This is a genomic window from Streptomyces sp. NPDC014891 (assembly GCF_043081085.1).
Taxonomy (GTDB): Bacteria; Actinomycetota; Actinomycetes; order Streptomycetales; family Streptomycetaceae; genus Streptomyces.
In genome coordinates, this window is sequence record NZ_JBIBWF010000004.1 from 498,812 (window position 1) to 520,943 (window position 22,132).

Sequence of the window (22,132 nt, forward strand, 5' to 3'; positions counted from 1 at the left end):
GCACCTCAGGAGGTCGATGGCCAGGTTCTCCACGGTGCGGGCAAGGGTGACCTCCTTCGCGATCGCCCATTCGCCCCGAGCCCAAGAGCGACCTCTCAATCCGCTGGACGGTCCGGACGATCGCCCCCATCGCCAGCGCGCACCTCGCTGCCGAGTGCCCAGGAACAGACGGATGGTTCTGTGGCGATAGATGCCTGTACGAGTCGGAACTGCGGTCCGTGCAGAGGACCGCGCTGGCCACAGAGCCCGAACCGGGCGGGAGCGAGGTCGCATTGATCGACCGTGCTCTCCCGTGACAAAGTGTTCGCACTCGCATTCTGCGAACAGATTTACGTACGGGGGCTCTTCGACCATGGCTGTCACGGTGCCGGACTGGGCGGACACGCTGCTCGACCTGGTGGGGGTGAACTGGCCCAACGTCGACGAGGACGCCTACCGCGACATGGCTGACGCGCTGCGGGAGTTCCCGGACGATCTCGCCGACGACGGGCAGCTCGCCAACAACCACATGGAGCGTCTGCTGTCGTCGGGGCACGGCGAGGCGATGGACGCTCTGAACGAGCACTGGTCCAAGGTCAAGGGCAAGCACCTCAAGGACATGGTGTCCGCGGCCCGTACGATCGCGGACGCGCTCGACCTGGCGGCGGGCGCGATCGAGGGCATGAAGTGGAAGGCCGTCGCGGAGCTGGGAGTTCTCGCCGGCCAGACCGGCCTCGCCATGGCGCTGATCCCGGTGACCGGTGGTCTGTCCGCGCTGCTCGGCGCGGGAGCCATCGCCTTCACGAAGAAGCAGCTGCTGAAGCTCATCACCGACGCGATGCAGGAGGCGGTCGGCCACATCGTCTCCGTCATGACCGAGCCGGTCGTCGCCGCCCTGGAGAACATGGCGGCGGACCTGGTCGTCCAGGTGAGCATGGACGCGCTGGGCGTCCAGAACGGTGTGAACCTCGACCAGACGAAGCAGGCCGGCAAGGACGGCTTCGACCAGGGCGTGCAGGGCGCCAAGGAAGGCCTGAACCTCGCCTCCGCCGGAGGCGGTGCCGGTGGCGGCAAGGGCAAGGGCTTCCACATTGAGCACGACGAGCACGAGCAGGCCGGTACGAAGCTGAACGGGGTGAGCGTCGGCATCCACGGCAAGACCGCCGGGAAGCTGACCAAGGCCAAGGGGCACCAGGGCCGCAACAGGGGCCGGGACGACATCGCCGACGCGCTGGACCCGGTCATCGAGAAGGCCATGGGCGCCCTGGTGAAGTCCGGCAAGACCATGGGCGACCACATCGGCGGGACGCTCCCCAAGGCCGTCAAGCAGATCTCCAAGGACCACAAGAACAACGACGACGACATCCGCGACCGCCTCGCCCGTCAGCGCAAGGGCGACCACGACAGCGACAGCGGCGGGGGCGGCTCCCGGACGCCGAACCGAAGGAAGCCCGGCGACGACGTTCGAACGAGGCCGAACGGGCTGCGCGAAGTCCGTGACGACCCGCGGCGTCACTCCATCCCGCAGGACCGCAAGACGTGCAAGTCCGACCCGGTCGACATCGCGACGGGCGAGATGACCCTGCCGCAGGTAGATCTCTCCCTACCCGGCGTGCTCCCCCTCGTCGTGGACCGTACGCACCTGTCGTCGTACCGCTACGGTCACTGGTTCGGCCGCAGCTGGTCCTCGCTGTTCGACGAGCGCCTGGAGACCGACCCCGTGGGGCCGGGTGTCGTCTGGGCCCGCAGCGACGGAACATGCCTCGTCTACCCCCGACTCCCGCAGCCCGGCGACGATCGGGTCCTGCCCGTCGAGGGACCGCGGATCGCCCTCGCCCACGGCGGTGTGCACGAGGACGAGACCACCTACACCCTGTCCGAGCCCGAGCCCGTGGGGCTCGTCCGCTCGTTCACCGGGAGTCCGTACCACACCTCCGCGGCCTACTGGCTCTCCGAGATCCGGGACCGCCACGACAACACCGTCGTCTTCGCCCGCCGCCCGGACGGCGCGCCTTCCGTGGTTTCCCACAGCGGCGGCCACAGGGTCCAGGTGGACGTGGCCGACGAGCGGATCAGCGCCCTGCGTGTGCACACCCCGCAGGGCCCGGTCACCATCATGTCGTACGGATACGACGCGGACGGCAACCTCGATGCCGTCACCAACTCCTCCGGCACGGCTACACGCTTCGCCTACGACCCCACCGGCCGCATCACCTCGTGGACCGACCGCAATCGGTCCACCTACCTGTACGTCTACGACGCCGCCGGCCGCGTGGTCCAGACCGTGGGACCGGACGGGTTCCTGTCATCGTCCTTCTCCTACGACAGCTTCTCCTACGACAGCGAGGGGGGGCACCACCCGTTACACCGATTCCACCGGTGCCACGAGCGTCTTCCACCTGAACCACCTCCTGCAGGTCGTCGCCGAGACCGACCCCCTGGGCAACACGGTCAGCCAGATCTGGGACCGCTACGACCGGCTCCAGAGCCGCACCGACAGCCAGGGCCGCACTGTCACCTACACCTGGGACGAGGACGGCAACCCCACTTCCGTACGCGAGCCGGACGGCTCCGTCGCCACCACGCAGTACGACGAACGTGGCCTGCCCACCGTCGTGACCGCCGCCGACGGAAGCATGTGGCACCGCGGCTACGACGACCGCGGCAACAACGTCTCCCTGACCACACCGGACGGGGCCACCACCCACTACGCGTACGACCCGAACGGCGCCCTCGCCGAGGTCACCGACCCCCTGGGCATCCGGCAGACCTACCGCTCCGACGAGGCCGGCATGGTCCTGGCCCACACCGACGCCCGGGGCAGGACGACCACCCTGGTCCGCGACGCGTTCGGCCGGCCCGTCTCCGTCACGGATGCCGACGGCGCCACCACCACATGCACGTGGACCGTCGAAGGACACATCGCCTCACACTCCCGCCCCGACGGCGCCACCCGGCGGTGGACCTACGACGGGGAGGGCAACTGCCTCACCGAGACCGACGCCAACGGCGGCATCACCCGATACGAGTACACCCACTTCGACCAGCCGGCCTCCCGCACCACTCCCGACGGCGCCCGCCACGACTTCCGTTACGACACCGAACTGCGTCTTTCCGAGGTGCACAACGCCGCCGGACTGACATGGAGTTACGCGTACGACGCCGTGGGGCGCCTGGTCTCCGAGACCGACTTCGACGGCCGCACCCTGCGCTACGCCTACGACCCCTCCGGCCGCGCGCACAGCCGCACCAACCCGCTGGGCCAGACCGTCACCACCCACCTGGACGACGCCGGCCGCGTCACCGCCCGCGACGTCGACGGCGCCGTCACCACCTACGCCTACGACCGCTCCGGCCGCCTCACCGAGGCACACTCCGCCGACTCCGCCCTCGCGCTGGAGTGGGACGCCATGGGCCGCACGCTCGCCGAGACCATCGACGGACGCACCAGCCGGTACGACTACGACGCGCTCTCGCGCCGGACCCTGCGGGTCACTCCCGGCGGGTCCACCACCCGCCTCGCCCACGACGAGGCGGGCAACCGCACCCACGTGTCCCTCGACGGCCATGTCATCGCCTTCGCCCATGACGCCGCCGGCCGAGAGGTGGCCCGGTCCTTCGGCAGCCCCGAGCGACCCGTGGTCCTCTGCACCGACTACGACGCGGTGGGCAGGATCAGGGAACACCGCCTCACCGCCCTGGACCGGACCCTCAGCCGCCGTCTCTACGCATACCGCGCCGACGACCGTCTGGAGGCCGTCACCGACGGGCTGACCGGCAACCGCAGGCATTACGAACTCGACCCGGCGGGACGGCCCCTGCGCGTCGAGGCCCACGGCTGGAGCGAGACCTACGCCTACGACAGCGAGGGCAACCAGACCTCCGCCCAGTGGCCCGACAAGGCCCCGCACCCCGAGTCCCGCGGCGAACGTGCGTACAGCGGCAACAGACTGCGATCCGCCGGCGCCCTGCACTACACCTACGACGCGGCCGGCCGCATCGCCGAACGGCGCAAGAAGCGGATGTCCCGCAAGCCGCACGTCTGGCGCTACGAGTGGGACGCGGCCGACCGGCTGACCGCCTGCACCACCCCCGACGGCACCCGATGGACCTACCGCTACGACCCCCTCGGCCGCCGCATCGCCAAGCGGCGGCACGCCGACGACGGGACGGTCGTCTCCGAGACCCTCTTCAGCTGGGACGGCAGCCGTCTGGCCGAGCAGACCGACTCCGCCACCGGCACCACCTTGACCTGGGAGTACGACGGCCACCGCCCGATCGCCCAGGCCGAGCGCCGCACGACACAGAGCCCCGGCGGCGACCAGGAATCCGTCGACGCCCGCTTCTTCGCGATCGTCACCGACCTCGCCGGCACACCCACGGAACTCGTCGACCACGCCGGCGCCACCGTCTGGTACAGCCGCGCCACCCAGTGGGGCGCCACCGCCTGGAACCGGGACGCGACCGCACACACCCCGCTGCGCTTCCCCGGCCAGTACGCCGACCCCGAGACCGGCCTGCACTACAACTTCTTCCGCCACTACGACCCCGAGGCCGGCCGCTACGTCAGCCCCGACCCCCTCGGCCTGGACCCCGCCCCCAACCCCGCCGGCTACGTCACCAACCCCACCACCGAGGCCGATCCGCTCGGTCTGGCGCCCTGCATGCAGGGGCTGGAGGACATGGCGCACAAGATCTCCCAGGTCCTGCCCAACAAGCGGCAACGGGAGGGGCAGACCGTCGCGATCATCGCCACCCGCCACAAGGGCAAGGACGTCCTCATCGTCGCCGGAACCAGCAAGAGCAAGCTGACGCCCGCCCAGCGGAAGCTGGCCGAGGAGATGGGCCTCTACCCCCTCCCGAACGACCAGTACCTTCCCCCGACACCGCCCAAGGTCCCGGGCGGGCACGCGGAGCAGAACATCCTCCACTACCTCAGCCGCCTGCACAGCAAGGGCTCGGACGACTGGCTGCCCACCCATGGCGCGGCCATGCGCAGCGTCTGCCCCGACTTCTGCGCCCCCATCATCCGCATCGAGGGCATGCTCGCGGGACCAACGTATGGTGACGACAAACCCACCCACCGGCGGCAGTTCTACTGGCCCAGCCGCTACACCCCGGACACGGACTAGGAAGAGCGCATGAACCATCCCCGCGTACCCGCACAGCTCCTCGCCCGCGAGTCCCTGCCCGGTATCGCCGAGGCACTCGGGAGCATGGACGGCTGGCTCCTGCGCGACGGGGCGAACTGGCTCGTCACCCGGCACGAGGGCGTGATCACCGTCAGCAGGGTCGCCGCCGATCCGTCCCAGGTGCTCGCGGACCGCGCCACGTGGACCGACCCGGCCGCGGACGGCTCAGACACCTACTGCTCACCGCTGCCGGACGACGCCCTCGCCATCAGCAGCCGGAAGGCCGTCACCGTCCACGAGCCCGACGGAACCGTCCGCTGGGAACACCGCCACCGGGACTGGCAACACTCTCCCGAGGCCTCCGGCGCGTGCACGCCCGACCCGGCCGGCCATGTCCTTCTGGCAACCATGGCCGGGCCTCTCGGAGCCGACGGGCTTTCCGAGGGCGACATCTGCCGCGTCCTCGACCTGAGCACCGGCGAGGTGCTCGCCGAGCACGTCCTGCCGTCCTTCTCGGCGACGTACGCCTTCCAGCAGTTCCCGGACGCGCGCCCTCAGGTTCTGCTCACCGCCTCCATGGGCCAGGACGGTACGCGCTGCCTCCTGGTCGCCTACACGTCCGCCGGGCTCGACGTCCGGGCGGCGGGCACCGCCGAGGAACCCTACGTCGGCCTCGGCGGGGACGGGGCGTTGGTCAGCCAGGACGTCGGTGGAGGCTATCTCTGCCGCACTCAGGACGGCGCCGACGACGTCATCATCGAGGCCGGCGAGGTTCTCCCCGAGGACTGGGTGTTCGTCGGCTACACCCCGGGCTTCCTCGACGACAAGCGGATCCTGGTCGTGGCGGCCGAGGAACAGTGGGCGGAGGAGGGTACCCACCTCCTCCTCGACGGCCGGACACTCAGGCCCCTCGCCGAACTCGACTACCCGCAGACGCCAGGAGTTACCGCCGTACCGCTCGGCGACGGCACCTGGCTCACCTACGACGAAGAGACAGTCCAGCGCTGGACCACGGCCTGACACGGCTCGCCGGGCAAGCCACAGGGGCACCTGAGAAGGCCGCTCCTTGCCTCCTGAGCCTCTCCTGGAGACACCCCGATGCACCCCGACGTGGAACAGCTCACCCACCTCGTCCCGCCGCCGGCGGAGCGTCGGCCGCGGGCCTGGCCCGAGGTCGAGGCCCGCCTGGGCAGCGCCCTGCCAGAGGACTTCAAGGACCTCGTCGACACCTACGGCGGGGGCGTCTTCGACGAGACGATCTGGATCCTGGAGCCCGACTGCGCCGACCCCGACCACGACCTCCTGGTCATGAAGGAGGAGCGCGCCGAGGTGCTGGCCCGGCTGTGGGAGATCGGTCCCGAGCCCCGTCCCGAGCGGCTGGAGGCCGACGGAGCGGGGCTGCTCCCCTTCGCGTACATCGAGGGGACCGGCGCCTACCTCTACTGGCTCACCGGCGAGGACGCACGCCCCGAGGACTGGACCGTCCTGGCGAACGCGGGCCGTGGACCGGAGTGGGAGTACCACCCGGTGCCCGGCGCCCGGTTCATCCTGTCCGTGCTCACCGGCGAGACCCACTCCGACATCCTCGACGACCTGCCGGCCGACGACCACACCTTCGATCCGAACGACGAGATCCTGGGCGGCTGACGGGCCGCCGGTGCGAGGTCACGCGCGAGCCCCTCCCGGCCGCCCACAGGAAGCCGCACTCTCCTCGCGGCCGACGTGGTGTGAACCACGCTCAACGGTCTCGGCCTCGGCGTCGCCGACCGGGAGGCCGCCGCTGACGCCCGTCAGGCCCATCTCAAGACAGGCAGGTCCACCCGAACCGTCATCGGGAGCGCCCAGAGGCACAGTCGTCATCATCCTCGGTCAGGTGCTCCGTGATCCGCTCCAGGGTCGCCCGAGAGAGGGCCGGAGCCCGCTGCAACCAGCGATCAATCCACTCTGCTTCCGTCATCACGCCTGGTCAACCACTTTCCATGTCTACGGACTTTCATCAAACTCCGCCCACGCGGCCTTCGGCGGCTACAAGCAGTCGGGCATCGGCCGCGAGACCCACCGGATGATGCTGGACCACTACCAGCAGACCAAGAACCTTCTGGTCAGCTACTCGCCGAAGAAGCTCGGGTTCTTCTAGGGAACACGAGAAAGGGCGCCTGCCTGGGCTTCTGCCCGGGCAGGCGCCCACCGGTCGCGTCGGCCGTCACTACACAGGCCATGCGGTGCAGTTCGCGCTCCTCGCCGATCCCGCTCCTGACCGGTCTTCCGGCCTGTGTCCTGTCCAGGTCCGGTCCGGCTGAGGGAATGGCCCCCGGCCGACACGGCCCCGTTCCTCCGTGGGCTGACGATGCGCCCGCTCCCGAACGCCGTCACCGGTGTCACGGGGGTTCGTCCGGGAGGAGCGGCCGTCCACGGGTGCCACATGCCACCAGCACCGCATGCGGAGCATGCCGTTGGACAGGTGGCCCCGGCCTTTCCCCGCCCAGGCCCCCGATCATGACCTGCGGCTCGGCGGCGTCACAGACCGCTCGCTCGTTCCTCCCCGCATCGCCCCGCCCACCCGTCCCCACGCAGCCACACGGTTCCGGCCACAGGGCGCCCCCTCCTCGTTCGCCGTCCGCCCTCGGCCCGCTGCCGGTCGGGTGGCGTGAGCGGGGTCCGTGGGCGGGCCGGGCGAGGCCCTCGCGGCCGGCGACGCGCCTCGGGTGCGGTGGTCCGCACCGGGCTCTCAACTGCGGTGACCGGTCTCTCCCTCTCGCAGGCCGGCACGATCAGATGGTCCAGACCATTGACCTCGCATCGGGCCGCTCCCTAGCATCGGTGCCATCACGGCGGCCGCCCCACGAGGGCTCCCGTTGCTCCGAACGCCCTTCTTCTCATGTCCGGAATCGCTCCGTTCAGGTACGCCCGGTTCCGGTCCGCGCGGCGCCCCCGAGAGGGTGCCGCACTCTCGCACTGAAGTCGAACAGGAGTCCATGTGGAGACCTCGGGAGCCGAGCCGCCGGCCGGTGCAGTGGACGGGGGCTCCGGGGTCCTGTCCGTCGGACAGGAACGACTCTGGTTCTTCGACCAGTTGGAGCCCGGTGACCCCGCGTACAACATCCCGTACGTGCTGCGGCTCGGCGGCGAGCTCGACGCCGTCGCGCTGAGGCGGGCGCTCGACGGGGTCGTCGCCCGTCATGAGGCGTTGCGCATGAGGTTCCCCGCCGAGGACGGGCGGCCGTCGGCGGTCGTGGACGATCCGGGGCCCGTCCCCCTCGACGAGCGTGATCTGCGCGGCGACGGAGCGCGGGACGTCGCCCGGACGCTGGCCTCCCTCACCAACACGGGGTTCGACCTGGCCCTCGGGCCCCTGCTCAAGGCAGCGCTGCTGCGTACCGGCGACGACGAGCACCTGCTCTGCCTCGTCCTGCACCACATCGTCGCGGACGGCTGGTCGCTCGGGCTCCTGCGGACCGAACTCGCCGATCACTACGCGGCATACCGGCAGGGCCGCGAGCCCGACCTCCCCACCGTGCCCTCCTACCGGGCCCATGCCACGGCCGAACGCGCGTGGCTGGACGGCCCCGAGGCCGCCGACACACTGGCCTACTGGCGTGAGTACCTGTCCGGGGCACCCGTGCTGGAGCTGCCGCTCGATCTGCCCCGGCCCTCCGCGCCCAGCAGTTCCGGCGCGTACCACACCCGGGTGCTGCGCGGGATCGGCCCCGTCCTGGACGCCTTCGCCCGCGCCCACCGCGTCACGCCGTTCATGGTCCTCGCCACCGCCTACGCGAGTGTGCTCCACCGGAGCACCGGCCAGGACGACTTCTGCGTCGGCGTGCCCACCGCCGCACGCGACACCGTCGACAGCGAGCGGACCATCGGCTACTTCTCCTCCGCCCTCGTGCTCCGGGCCGACTTCACCGGAGCCCCCACCTTCGCCGGGGCCCTGCGCACGACCCGCTCGGACTGGCTGCGCGCGCTCACCCACCGACGCATCCCCTTCGAGCGCCTCGCCGAGGAGCTGAGAACCGAGCGGGACACGGGCCGCACGCCCGTCTTCCAGACCCTGCTCGCCGTCCACACCCACGAGGGCGGCGCGCTCGGCGAACAGAGCTTCGCCGATCTGACGTGCACCGAGGCCGACGGCGGGCACACCGCGGCCAAGTTCGAACTCGGGCTGGACATCCGGCCGGACGGAGACGACCTGCACGCCGTCTTCGGCTACCGCACCGACCTGCTGCACGCGCGGACCGCCGCCGCGGTCGCGTCCCGCTTCGAGACGCTCCTCCGGGCCGCGCTCGCCGCCCCGGAGACACCGGTCCACCGGCTCCCCCTCCTCGACGCGGACGAACTCCGGCTGCTCGCCGACGGATCCCGCGGCCCCGGCCTCACCGGGCCGGCCGCCCCGACCGTCCTCCAGGCCGTCGACCTGGCCGCGGCCGAGCGGCCCGGCGCCCTCGCCGTCGTCGGTCCCGACGAGAGCCTGACCCGCGGCACGCTCGCCGAAGCCTCCCGGACGCTGGCCGCCCGGATGGCCGCGTGCGGCGTCGCGCGCGGCGACCTGGTCGCGCTCTGCCTCCCCCGCGGGCCGCGGGCCGTCGTCGCCATGCTCGCCGCCTGGCGGCTCGGCGCGGGCTACCTCCCGCTCGACTCCGCATACCCCGCCTCCCGGCTCGCCTTCATGCTCGCCGACAGCGGCGCCAGGCTGCTCGTCACCCTGGACGGGACTCTGCCCGAAGGGTTCCGCGACAAGGCCCCCGAAGGCATCCCGCTCCTGTCCCTGCTTCCCGACGCGACGGAGCCCGTACCCGACACGCCGGCGGAGCCGACCGCCGAGGACGCGGCCCGCCCCGACGACCCGGCGTACCTCATCTACACGTCCGGGTCGACGGGGACGCCCAAGGGCGTGCTCGTGCCGCACCGGGCGCTCGCCGCGCGGGTCGACTGGATGCGCGAGGGGTACGGCCTCACCGGCGACGACCGCGTCCTGCAGTACGCCACGCTCTCCTTCGACACCAGCGCCGAGGAGCTGTTCCCCACGCTCGCCGCGGGCGCCGTCCTCGTCACCGCACGGGCCGACACCCCCCTCCCCGACCAGCTGGCCGAGCCGTACTGCGCCGACGTCACCGTTCTCGACCTGCCCACCCCCTACTGGCACCACCTGGTCGCCGACCTGGACGAGACCCCCTGGCCGGACCGGCTGCGCCTGCTGATCCTCGGCGCCGACCAGGTCCGGTCCCATGCCGTCGCGGCCTGGCGGGCACGGTTCGGCGACCGGGTGCGGCTCGTCAACTCGTACGGCCCCACCGAGACGACGATCATCGCGACCACGGCGGTGCTCGGCGACGAGGACGCCGCCACGCGTCCGCCGATCGGCCGTCCGATCGGCGCGACCACCGTCGCGGTCCTGGACCGGCACGGCGGTCCGGTGCCCCCCGGAACCCCCGGAGAGCTCGTCATCGGCGGTGCCGGAGTGACCGACGGGTACCTGGGCCGGCCCGGCGCGACCGCCCGCGCGTTCGTCCCCGACCCCGACGGGCCGCCGGGCGCCCGCCGCTACCGGACGGGCGACCTGGTGCGGCGCCGGGCCGACGGGGCGCTGGAGTTCCTGGGGCGCATCGACGAACAGGTCAAGGTTCGCGGCTACCGGGTGGAGCCGGGGGAGGTGGAAGCCGCGCTCCTCGCGCTCCCGGGCGTCACGCGAGCGGTCGTCACCGCGCACGGGGACGTCCTCGTCGCCCACGTGGTCCCCGCCCCGGACGCTCCCGCACCCGACTCGGACGTCCTGCGCGGCGGACTCGCCGCGGTGCTGCCGCCGCACGCCGTCCCCCACGCCTTCGTCCTCCTGGACGCACTGCCGCTCACCCCGAACGGGAAGCTCGACCGGGCCGCGCTGCGGGCGCCCGACAGGGCGGCCGCCCCGCGGGCCGCGCACGTACCGCCGCGCACGGAGGCCGAGGAGCTCGTCGCCGACGTCTGGGGCGAGGTCCTGGGCGTCGACGGCGTCGGCGCGCACGACGACTTCTTCGCCCTGGGCGGACACTCCCTCCTCGCCACCCGGGTCGTCGCCCGCGTCCGCGCCGCCGTCGACCTGTCCGTGCCGCTCCGCGCCCTCTTCACCCACCGCACGGTGGCGGCCTTCGCCGAAGCCGTCGAAGCCGCCCTGGCCGCCGAGATCGACGGCCTGTCCGAGGCCGCCGCCGTCGAACTCCTGGCCGCCCAGGACGCCCTGGAAGGAAACCGACCGACGTCATGAGCACCGCCGACACCACGAGTCCGGCCGAGCCGTCCCCGGAAGCCCCGCGCGTCCGCGCCACCGACGCCGCGCCCCCCGCACCCCGGTCCACCCCCGCGCCCGCCCTCTCCGACGCCAAGCGCGAGCTGCTCCGGCGGCGGCTGGCGGGACGGGCGAAGCCCGCGGCCGTCATCCCCCGGCGCGCTCCGGGAACGCCCGTCCCGCTCTCCTTCGCGCAGGAACGCCTGTGGTTCATGGAGCAGTTCGCCCCCGGGACCTCCGCGTACAACATCCCCGTCGTACGGCGGCTGCGCGGACACCTGGACACCGACGCCCTCCGGGGCGCGCTCGACGCGAGCGTCGCCCGCCACGAGACGCTGCGGTCCCGCTACCCGGCGACCGAGGACGGCCGACCGCTGCTCGTCGTCGACCCGCCGGGACCCGCCGCGTTCACCCTGCTGGAGGCGTCCGACGAACACGTCGCCGAGCGGATCGTGGACGAGGCCGCCGCGGTCCCCTTCGACCTGGAGGAAGGTCCGCTGTTCCGGACGCTGCTGGTGCGGCTCGCCGACGACGACCACGTCCTCCTGCTGCTCGTCCACCACAGCGTGAGCGACGGCTGGTCGAGCGAGGTGCTCCTCGGAGAGCTGCTGCGGAGCTATGCCGCCCGGGTGGCCGGCGCACCGGACCCCCTTCCGGAACTCACCGTCCAGTACGGCGACTTCGCCCTCTGGCAGCGCGAGCGCCTGAACGGCGAGCGACTCGCCGCCGAGCTCTCGCACTGGGGACGCGAGCTCGGTGGCGTCGAGCCGCTGGAGCTGGCCTTCTCACGGCCCCGGCCGCCCCGGCAGACCTTCGAGGGCGCCGGTTACGCCTTCTCCGTGGACCGGCCGCTGCTCGACCGGCTGACCGCCCTCGGCGACCGTCAGGACGCCACCCCCCACATGGTGCTCCTGGCCGCCTTCCAGGTCCTGCTGTCCCGCTACGCCGGACGGAGCGACTTCGCCGTCGGATCGCCGGTCGCCGGCCGCCCCGAGCCCGAACTGGAGCCGCTGGTCGGCATGTTCGTGAACGTGCTCGCGCTGCCCGCGCGGCTGGAGGGCGACCCGTCCTTCACCGAGCTGGTGCGCCGCACCCGCGAGACCTGCCTCGACGCGTACGCCCATCAGGAGCTGCCGTTCGCCCAGCTGGTCAGCGAGCTGAACGTACCCCGGGACGTCTCGCGGCCCCCGGTCTTCCAGGCCGTCCTCGCCGTACAGAACTACGCCGTCCAGCGTGACGACACCGGCCTCGAACTACCCCTGGAGGTCCAGCCGTTCGGAGTCCGCGCGCACGGCACCCGGTTCGACCTCGAACTCTTCCTCCAGGAGTGGCCGGAGGGCCTGTACGGCTCCTTCAACTACAACACCGACCTGTTCGCGGAGGAGGACGTCGCCGTCCTCGCCTCCCACCTCGGGCGACTTCTCGCCGCCGTGGCCGCCGCGCCCGACGTGCCCCTCTCCGGCCTCGACGCCGTCACCGACGAGGAGCGGGCGTTCGAGACCGACCGGTTCAACGCCACCGCCGTCGACCGGCCGGCCACCACCCTGACCGCCCTCTTCGCCGAGCAGGCCGCCCGCACGCCGGACGCCGTGGCGGTCGCCGTCGAGGACCGGCCCGCCCTGACGTACCGCGCCCTGGACGCCCTGGCCGGCCGGATCGCCGCCCGTCTCGCCGCGGAGGGCGTCGGCCCCGGCGACCTGGTCGCCGTGAGCGCCGAGCGCTCGCCGGAGCTCGTCGCCGGGCTCCTCGGGGTGATGCGCACCGGAGCCGCGTACACCCCCCTCGAACCGGACTACCCGGCCGAGCGCCTGGCCTTCCTGCTCGCCGACAGCGACGCCCCGGTGCTGCTCACCCAGCGCGGGCTCGCCACCCCCGACGGCTGCACCGCCCGCGTCCTGCTCCTCGACGACCCCGCCGAGTGGCCGCGCGCCCGCGCCGTGCCCGCCGGTCCGCTGCCGGACGACACCGCGTACCTCATCTACACGTCCGGCTCGACCGGCCGTCCCAAGGGCGTGCCCAACACCCACCGCGCCATCGCCAACCGCGTCCAGTGGATGCAGGAGGCGTACCGGATCGGGCCCGACGACGCCGTCCTGCAGAAGACGCCGACCGGCTTCGACGTGTCGGTCTGGGAGTTCTTCTGGCCGCTCGCCACGGGCGCGCGGATCGTGCTCGCCAAGCCCGGCGGCCAGAAGGACAGCGGGTACCTGCGCGACCTCGTCGTCTCCGCCGGCGTCACCGTCGCCCACTTCGTGCCGGCCATGCTCACCGCGTTCCTCTCCGAGGAGGGCGTGGAGCGCTGCACCGGGCTGCGCCGCGTGGTGTGCAGCGGCGAGGCGCTGCCGCCGGACGCCGCCCGCGAGCTGACCTCGCGGCTGCCCGGTCTGGCGCTGGCGAACCTGTACGGCCCCACCGAGGCCGCCGTCGACGTCTCCGCCTGGGAGTGCGCGGGCCCGATGGAGACCGTCCCGATCGGTCTTCCCATCGACAACACGCGCCTCTACGTACTCGACGAGCGGCTGCGTCCGGTGCCGCCGGGCGCTCCCGGAGAGCTCCACATCGGCGGGACCGCCGTCGCCCTCGGCTACCACCGGCGTCCCGGTCTCACCGCCGCCCGTTTCGTGCCCGACCCGTACGGCCCGCCCGGCTCCCGGCTCTACCGCACCGGCGACCTCGCGCGCCGGCGCCCGGACGGCAGGCTCGAACACCTCGGCCGGATCGACCAGCAGATCAAGCTCCGCGGTCTGCGGATCGAGCCCGGCGAGACCGAGGCGGCGCTCCGCGCGCAGCCCGGCATCGCGGACGCCGCCGTCGTGCTGCGCGAGGACCGCCCGGGCGACAAGCGCCTCGTCGGCTACCTCGTCGCCGCCGCGGGCGCCGACGAGCCCGACCCGTCCGCACTGCGCGCCACGCTCCGGCGGAGCCTTCCCGACCACCAGGTGCCGACCGCCTTCACCGTCGTGCCCGCGCTGCCCCTCACGCCGAACGGCAAGCTGGACCGGCGGGCCCTGCCCGTCCCGACGGTCCACCGCGCGGCGGGAGCGGCCGAGCCGGAGACACCGGCCGAGGTCGTCCTCGCCGAGATCTGGGCGGAGGTCCTGGGGCTGCCCCGGGTGGGCGCCGACGAGAACTTCTTCGACCTCGGCGGTCATTCGCTGCTCGCCACCCAGGTCGTGGCCAAGGCCCGCAAGCGGCTTTCGGAGGCGGGGGCCCGCCCGATCAGCGTGATGGACCTGTTCACCCACCGCACGGTCCGCGAGCTCGCCTCCGTCGCCGCTCGGGACGAGCGGGAGAGCGGCCCGCGGTCCCTGCTGCACCGGCTCACCCGCGCGGTCCCCGCCGAGCGGCGGCGGCTCACCCTCGTCTGCGTCCCGTACGGTGGCGGCAGCGCCGTCGTCTACCAGCCCGTCGCCGACGCCCTGCCGCCCGACACCGAGCTGTGGGCCGTCGCCATCCCCGGGCACGACCTCGGGGTGACCGAGGAACGGCTCTCCTTCGACGACCTCGCCGAGGGCATCGCGGCAGAGGTCCGGGAACGGGTGGAGGGCCCGCTCGCCGTCTACGGCCACTGCGCCGTGGGCACCGCGCTCGCCGTCGCCGTCGCCCGCTCCCTGGAGGCGTCCGGCCGCGAGCTGGAGGGCGTGTACGCCGGCGCCCAGTACCCCTTCGCGAAGCCGCGCAGCCGCTTCCTCAGCGCCCTCGGGAAGATCGCGTCGCTGGAGCCGCTGGTCGGCGACCGGACGTACGCGAACTGGCTGACCGGCATGGGCGTCGACACCTCCGAGCTCGACGAGGAGCAGGTCCGGTTCGTCATCGGCAACATGCGCCGGGACACGATGGCCGCCGAGGACTGGTTCACCCGGGCCATCGCGGAGGTCGCCGAGGGCGCGCCCCGGCTGCGGGCGCCGGTCGTCTCCCTGGTCGGCGACCGGGACCCGGCCGCCGACTTCTACCAGGAGCGCTACCGGGAGTGGCTGCTGCTCGCCGAGCGCTCGGCCGTGGCCGTGCTGGACGAGGGCGGACACTTCTTCATCACCTACCGGGCCGCCGAGGTCGCGGAGGCCGTCACCCGCGTGCACCGTGCCGTCCTGGACGGCACGACGGACGCCTTGCCCGCGGCGGATCCGGAGAACTCCTGGTGGTTCCACGGCGAGACCGGTCCCCCCGTCGACGACGCCGCACCGGAGACCACCGCGTCCGCGGCCCTCGCCTCGGGGACCGGTGCCGCCGACGGCAGGGGGCCCGGCCCCGCTGCCGCGGTCGGCGACGGCCCGGCAGCCGGTACGGAGCCGGACGGCGGCCCGCAGCCCGGCATGGGCCGGTTCCTCCTGGTGGCGGGCGGTCAGCTCGCCTCCATCACCGGCTCGGCGCTCACCGAGTTCGCCCTGCCGATCTGGATCCTCCTGGAGACCGGGTCGATGGCCCGGTACGCGCTGTACGCGGTCATCGCGATGCTCCCCGGCATCCTCGTCGGTCCGCTCGCCGGGGCGCTCGTCGACCGGATGGACCGGCGCAGAGTGATGCTCGTGGGCGATGTCGCCGCCGGCGCCACCCAGGCCGGGCTGCTCTTCCTGCTGCTCACCGGCCAGTTGCGATCGTGGGAGGTGTACGTCCTGCTCGGGGTGCTCTCCGTCGCCCTGACCTTCCAGCGGCTCGCCTACGCCTCGGCCGTGCCGCAGCTCGTGCCCAAGCGGTACCTGGGCCACGCCAACGGCATCGTCCAGCTCGCCTTCGGCACGGCTCAGTTCGTCGTGCCGCTGGCCGCCGTCGCGCTGATGGCGGCGATCGGGCTGCGCGGCATCCTCGTCATCGACGTCATCAGTTACGCCGTGGCCATCGGGATCCTCCTCGTGGTGCGGTTCCCGCGCACGCTGCCCTGGACCCGGCGCGAGTCCCTCGTCGCGGAGATCCGCAACGGCCTCGCCCACACGTGGCGGCACCTCGGATTCCGCTCCATGCTCCTGTGGTTCGCCGGGCTCAACGTGTTCCTCTCCCCGCTCTTCCTCCTCACCACCCCGCTGGTCCTCTCCTTCGACGACCTCGGCGGAGCGGCCCGGGTCGCGGTCGCGGGCGGCGCCGGCGCGCTCCTGGGCGGCCTGGCCATGGGTTTCTGGGGCGGGCCGCGCCGGCATCGCCTGCGCGGCATGCTCGCCCTCGCCGGGCTCCTCGCCCTGGCGGGCGCCGTCACGGGCCTGCGCGCGAACCTGTGGGTGGTCGCCCTCGGCGCCTTCGGCATGTCCCTCGCCCTCGCCCTGGTCAACGGGATCTACGCGACGATCGTCCAGACCAAGGTGGCGCAGCGGTTCCACGGACGGGTGTTCGCCCTCAACACGCTGGTCGCCTGGTCCACGATCCCGTTGGGCCATGGAGTCGTCGCTCCCCTCGGCTCCGCGTTCTTCGGTCCGCTGATGGAGCCCGGCGGCGCCCTCGCCCCGGTCTTCGGGCCGCTCATCGGCACCGGTCCCGGCCGCGGGATCGCCCTGATGTACGTGCTGTTCGGACTCGCGATGGCAGGACTGGTCGTCCTCGGGCTCCGGCTGCCGACCCTGGCCCGCTTCGACCGCGACGTCCCCGACGCGGAGCCGGACGACCTGGTCGGCCTGCGGGAACGGGCTCGGGCGGCAGCCGACCGCCGGGCGAAGGCGGGCGGCTCGGAGCACGGGGAGGAGACAGGCTCCGTCGGCCCCGGGGAGAGGGCGAGAGCCGCGGCCCGCGGAGCGGAGCCGGACGCCGTGAACAGCCGGGCGAAGGCCGGTGCCCGGTGATCCGCCGCCCCGGGACCGGCGCCCCCGCGGGCCCTCCCCCGTCCCCGCCCGCCACCCTGCCCGCGCTGCTCGCCCACCGGGCCGCGGTCCACGGAGGCCGTACGGCGATCGTCAACGGTCCGGCGCGGCTGTCCTTCGGCGACTGGCGGGACCGCAGCGGCGCACTGGGCGCCGCCCTGCGCGCGGCCGGGCTCGCCGCCGGGGACCGGGTCGGACTCTGCTTCGGCACGGGCCGGTGGGTGGAGTACGCGGTGGCGTTCCTCGCCGTCCTGCGGGCCGGCGGCGTCGCCGTCCCGCTCTCCGACCGGATGGCGCCCGCCGGCCTGGGACACGCCCTGACGGACTCCGGGGCCCTCCTCCTCGTGCACGCGGGCCCCGGGCTGCCGGCCGGCACACCGCCGGGCGTGCGGGCGCTCACCGAGGAGGACGCGAAGGGGCACCCCGCCGATCCCGGCCTCCCCGAGCCCGATCCGTCGGCCCCCGCCCAGATCCTGTACACCTCCGGCACCACCGGGGCGCGCAAGGGGGTGGTGGCCTCGCACGGGAACCTGGCGCACGGCTGCACACGCGACGAGCGGCGCCGGCCGCTCCGCCACTCCCGTACCTTCCTGCACGCGTTCCCCGTGGGCAGCAACGCGGGCCAGACCATGCTCGTCAACGCGCTCAACGCTCACGCGACCTGTGTCACCGCGCCCCAGTTCACCGCGGCACGGTTCCTCCGGGCGATCGCCGAGCACGGCGTCGGCAGCGTCTTCGTGGTGCCCGCCATGGCGATCGAACTCCTCGGCTCACCGGCCCTGGAGGCCGCCGCCGGGGCCGGCGCCCTCGGCACCGTCCGTCTCGTCGGCTCGACCGCGGCGGCCCTGCCGCAGCAGGTGGCGCTCGGCCTCGGCCGGGCCTTCGCGCCGGCCCAGATCGTCAACTACTACACGTCGACGGAGGCCGCCCCCGCCCAGGTGACGCTGCTCTTCGACGCCGCCCGGCCGTGGTCGCCCGGACGGCCGGCGTCGCTGGCCGAGCTGCGCGTCACCGACGGGGCGGGGCGCCCGCTGCCGCCGGGCGAGCCCGGGGAACTGTGGCTCCGCTCCGCCCAGGCTCCACGCGCCTACCTGGGGGACGGCGACGACGGGGTGTTCCAGGACGGCTGGACCCGGATGGGCGACCTCGGCCGGGTCGACGAGGACGGCTTCCTGCACCTCCTCGACCGCGAGCGGGACGTCGTCAAGTCCGGTGCCCACAAGGTGTCCACGCTCCAGGTGGAGAACGCGCTGCACGCGCACCCCGACGTCGTCGACGCCGCCGCGGTGGGGATCCCGCACCCCGTCCTGGGGAGCGTCGTGGCCGCCGCCGTCGTCCCGCGCGGCACGGACCCGGTGGGCGGCGGCGACGACCGGGACGGTCTGACGGCGACCGCCCTGCGGACCTTCCTCCTCGACCTGCTGTCCGCCCACGAGCTCCCCGCCACCGTCCTGTTCCTCGACTCGCTCCCCCGCAACGAGGGCGGCAAGGTCCTCAAGCGGGAGCTGCGCCGGATCCTCACCCACGACCCCCGCGAGGCCACCCCATGACACAGCTCAGCCCGGCCCAGCACGGCATCTGGCTCACCGAGCGCACACGCGACACCGGCGGCGCCTACCACCTGGCCGTCACCCTCGACCTCGCCGGCCCGCTCGACACCACGGCCCTCGACCTCGCCTGCCGCGCGGTGACGGCGCATCATCCGGCGCTCGCGAGCCGGCCGGGACCGGACGGCCGCGTGCAGCCCTGCGACGTGCCGGCCCCCCGGCGCGCCGACTGCGCGCCCGAGGAGCTGGAAGCCACCCTGGCCCGGGAGCGCGCGGCACCGTTCGACGTCGACGCCGGTCCCCTCTGCCGCTTCACCCTGCTCCGGACCGGCCCCGAGCACCACGTCCTCCTGATCACCGCCCACCACCTCGTCTTGGACGGCGAGTCCAAGGACAGGCTCGTCGCGGACCTCGCCGCTGCCTACCGGGGCGAGGACCTCCCGCCCGCCGCCGGAGCCCCGGCGGACCCGCCCGCCCCGGAGGCGCTCGCCGCCGCCCGCGCGTACTGGGAGGAGAAGGGATACGCCCCGGCCCCACCCGTCCTGCCCGGCCTCGTGCCGCCGGCGGACGGCGGCCTGATGGCCGCGCACGGCGCCGAGGTGCCGTTCCGGCTCGGCGCCCGGCGCTGCGCCGCGCTCGCGGAGGCCGCCCGGAAGCTCGGCGTCACCCGTTTCGAGCTCCTCATGTCCACCTGGCACGCGCTCCTCGTCCGGTACGGGGACCCCGCACCCTCCACGGCGATCGAGTTGTCCCTGCGGACGCCCGGCGCGCCGGTGGGTGTCGGACTCGCCGTCAACGAACTGCCGCTGCGCGTCGGCCCGGTGGACGGCGGGAGCGCGGTCCGCCTGCCGTTCGAGGACTGGGTGCGCGCGGTACGGGGCGAGCTGCGGGCGCTGTACCCGCACCGGGCCGTCCCCCTCGGGCAGGGCGTCCGGGGCCTCGCTCCCCGGACGGCCGTCGCCCCCCTGTCGGTCAGCTACCGGCGCCGCCCGGACGCGCCCGCCCCGGACTTCGGGGCGGTGACCGCCGGGGTGCGCTGGATCGGCTTCCCCGGCACCGTCCGCAACCTCCTCCACCTCCAGCTCGTGGACAGCGGGCACGAGATCGAGGGCAGCGCGCAGTTCCGGACCGCGCCGCCCTTCGAGCTCACGCCCCACGGCGACGGCCCGGCGGGCGGCGGCGGGTGTCTCACCGCCGGCATCGTCCGCCGGATCGTCGGCCACTGGACGCGCCTGCTCGACGCGGCCCTCGCCGACCCCACGACCCTCCTCGGGGAACTGCCGCTGCTCGACGAGGACGAGCTGCTCGACCAGCTCGCCGCACCCGCCCCGCGGCCGGAACTCGCCGCCCGCACGGTCCCCGCGCTGCTCGCCGCCCGCGCGGAGGAACACCCCGGCGCGGTCGCCGTCGTCGCGGACGGCGAGCACGTCACGTACGCCGAGCTGACCCACCGGGTCGCCCACGCCGCGGCGGCGCTCGCCCGGCACGGCGCCGGGCCGGGCACCCTCGTCGGCATCGGGCTGCCGCGGGGCCTCGACCAGCTCGTCGCCGTCCTCGGCACGCTGGCCGCCGGGGCCGCCCATCTGCCGCTGGACCCCGCCTATCCGGCGGAGCGGCTGGCCTTCGTCCGGGAGGACGCCGCCCTGGTCCTGTGCGTCACCCGCTCCCCGGAGGCCGGCGGCGACCTCACCCCGGCCGACCTCGCCCCGGCGACCGGCGCCGCCACGCCGTCCCTCCCGCCGCCCGATCCGGGCCTCCCCGCGTACGTGCTCTACACCTCGGGCTCGACCGGCCTCCCCAAGGGCGTCGAGGTGCCGCACTCCGCCCTCGCGAACGTCCTCGGGAGCCTGGCCGAGCACCTCGGCTCGCGACCGGAGGACCGCTGGCTGGGGCTGACCTCGCTGTCGTTCGACATCTCCGCCGTCGAACTGCTGCTGCCCCTGACGACCGGCGGACGCGTCGTGCTCGTCCCCGAGGCCGTCCACCGCGACGGACCCGCGCTGCTCGACCTGATCCACCGCGAGGGCATCACCCATGTGCAGGCGACTCCCAGCGGCTGGCGGCTGCTCCTCGACGCCGGCCTCGACGCCACCGCCCCCGTCCCCACCGCCCTCACCGGGGGCGAGGCCCTGCCCGCGCCGCTGGCCGCCCGGCTGACGGCGGCTGCCACGCGTCTGGTCAACGTCTACGGCCCCACCGAGACCACCATCTGGTCCACGCTCGCCGAGCCCGCCCTCACCTCCGAGGGCCGCGTCTCCCTCGGTGCCCCGCTCGCCAACACCCGTGCCTACGTGCTCGGTCCCGACGCGAGGCCGGTGCCGTACGGGGTCGCCGGCGAGCTGTACCTGGGCGGCGCCGGGGTCGCGCACGGCTACCGGGGGCGGTCGGGGCTCACCGCCACCCGCTTCCTGCCCGATCCGTACGGACCTCCCGGCAGCCGCATGTACCGCACCGGCGACCTGGTCCGGCGCGGCACCGACGGAGTCCTGGAGTTCCTCGGCCGCTCGGACAGCCAGGTGAAGGTGCGGGGCCACCGGATCGAGCTGGGCGAGATCGAGGCCCGGCTGGCCCGGCACCCCTCGGTCGCCCAAGCGGCGGCGGCCCTGCACGGCCCGGAGACCGACCGTCGCCTCACCGCCTACGTCGTCCCGTCCGGTACGGCCCCGCACCCCGACGCGCTGCGGACCTTCCTCGCCGGCTCCCTCCCCGCGGCCGTGCTCCCGGGGACGTACGTCGTCCTGGACGCCTTCCCGCTGACGCCCAACGGCAAGCTGGACCGCGCCGCACTGCCGGAGCCGGCGGCCGTCCGCCCCGAGCCGACCAGCCCACCGCCGTCGGACGAGGCGCTCGATCCGGTCGGCACCGCCGTGCTGGACATCTGGCGCGAGGTGCTGGAACTCGACGACCTCACACCGGACGAGGACCTCTTCGACCTGGGCGGCCACTCCCTGATCATCACGGCCATCGCCGCCCGCATCCACGAGCGCCTCGGCGCCGTCGTCCCGCTGGACGTCTTCTTCGACACACCCACCGCGCGCGACGTCGCCGCCGTCGTCCGTGCCCTGCGCGAGGAGCAGCCATGAGCAACGAGTTCCGCTACGCCGTCGTCGTCAACGACGAGGAGCAGCACGCCGTCTGGCCGGAGGACACACCGCTGCCCGCGGGCTGGCGGCCCGAGGGCTTCGCCGGCACCGAGGAGCAGTGCGTCGCGCACGTCGACCGCGTCTGGCCCGACATCCGCCCGCTCAGCCTGCGCCGCCGACTGGCCGCCGAGCGCTCCGGCGACCGGACGGAGACCCGATGAACACGACGAGCACGCCGGAACACCCTCGATCCCTGCCTGTGCCGGAGGCACCGCCGTCGGACGAGAGGGTGCCGGACGCGCCGCCTCCTCCCGTCCCCCACGACGGCGCGGAGGCACTCCTGCCC

7 protein-coding genes and 2 pseudogenes are annotated in these 22,132 nt (G+C 73.8%); all 9 read left to right on the top strand.

The window, feature by feature from the left end; genetic code table 11:
* Window positions 1-352: 352 nt before the first annotated feature.
* A pseudogene (locus ACF09E_RS14220) lies at window positions 353-4,643 on the top strand (DUF6531 domain-containing protein); the annotation flags it as partial.
* 477 nt (window positions 4,644-5,120) lie between these two features.
* Window positions 5,121-6,131, top strand: a complete 1,011-nt coding sequence (locus tag ACF09E_RS14225; RefSeq protein WP_392205442.1) for a hypothetical protein — start codon at window positions 5,121-5,123, stop codon at window positions 6,129-6,131.
* A gap of 78 nt (window positions 6,132-6,209) precedes the next feature.
* Window positions 6,210-6,758: an SMI1/KNR4 family protein gene (locus ACF09E_RS14230; protein WP_392205443.1), complete on the top strand. Its 549-nt coding sequence runs from the start codon at window positions 6,210-6,212 to the stop codon at window positions 6,756-6,758.
* A gap of 355 nt (window positions 6,759-7,113) precedes the next feature.
* Window positions 7,114-7,248: pseudogene (locus ACF09E_RS14235) on the top strand (aldehyde dehydrogenase family protein); the annotation flags it as partial.
* Window positions 7,249-8,088: 840 nt separating this feature from the next.
* Window positions 8,089-11,352 carry an amino acid adenylation domain-containing protein gene (locus tag ACF09E_RS14240; RefSeq protein WP_392205444.1) on the top strand — a complete coding sequence of 1,088 codons (3,264 nt, stop codon included), beginning with the start codon at window positions 8,089-8,091 and terminating at the stop codon, window positions 11,350-11,352.
* Window positions 11,349-17,138 (top strand): amino acid adenylation domain-containing protein, encoded by a 5,790-nt coding sequence (locus ACF09E_RS14245; RefSeq protein WP_392205445.1) that lies wholly within the window; start codon window positions 11,349-11,351, stop codon window positions 17,136-17,138. The genes ACF09E_RS14240 and ACF09E_RS14245 overlap by 4 nt, the downstream gene beginning before the upstream one ends.
* Window positions 17,135-18,706, top strand: a complete 1,572-nt coding sequence (locus ACF09E_RS14250) for an AMP-binding protein (protein WP_392205446.1) — start codon at window positions 17,135-17,137, stop codon at window positions 18,704-18,706. Before ACF09E_RS14245 ends, ACF09E_RS14250 begins: the two co-directional genes overlap by 4 nt.
* Window positions 18,703-21,786: an amino acid adenylation domain-containing protein gene (locus tag ACF09E_RS14255; RefSeq protein WP_392205447.1), complete on the top strand. Its 3,084-nt coding sequence runs from the start codon at window positions 18,703-18,705 to the stop codon at window positions 21,784-21,786. Before ACF09E_RS14250 ends, ACF09E_RS14255 begins: the two co-directional genes overlap by 4 nt.
* Window positions 21,783-22,007: an MbtH family protein gene (locus tag ACF09E_RS14260; RefSeq protein WP_392205448.1), complete on the top strand. Its 225-nt coding sequence runs from the start codon at window positions 21,783-21,785 to the stop codon at window positions 22,005-22,007. The genes ACF09E_RS14255 and ACF09E_RS14260 overlap by 4 nt, the downstream gene beginning before the upstream one ends.
* Window positions 22,008-22,132 lie beyond the last annotated feature (125 nt).

Bases quoted from the DNA above. Each gene is read 5' to 3' on its own strand.
- ACF09E_RS14245 (WP_392205445.1), top strand. From the start codon at position 11,349: ATGAGCACCGCCGACACCACGAGTCCGGCCGAGCCGTCCCCGGAAGCC.
- ACF09E_RS14260 (WP_392205448.1), top strand. From the start codon at position 21,783: ATGAGCAACGAGTTCCGCTACGCCGTCGTCGTCAACGACGAGGAGCAG.
- ACF09E_RS14255 (WP_392205447.1), top strand. From the start codon at position 18,703: ATGACACAGCTCAGCCCGGCCCAGCACGGCATCTGGCTCACCGAGCGC.
- ACF09E_RS14225 (WP_392205442.1), top strand. From the start codon at position 5,121: ATGAACCATCCCCGCGTACCCGCACAGCTCCTCGCCCGCGAGTCCCTG.
- ACF09E_RS14230 (WP_392205443.1), top strand. From the start codon at position 6,210: ATGCACCCCGACGTGGAACAGCTCACCCACCTCGTCCCGCCGCCGGCG.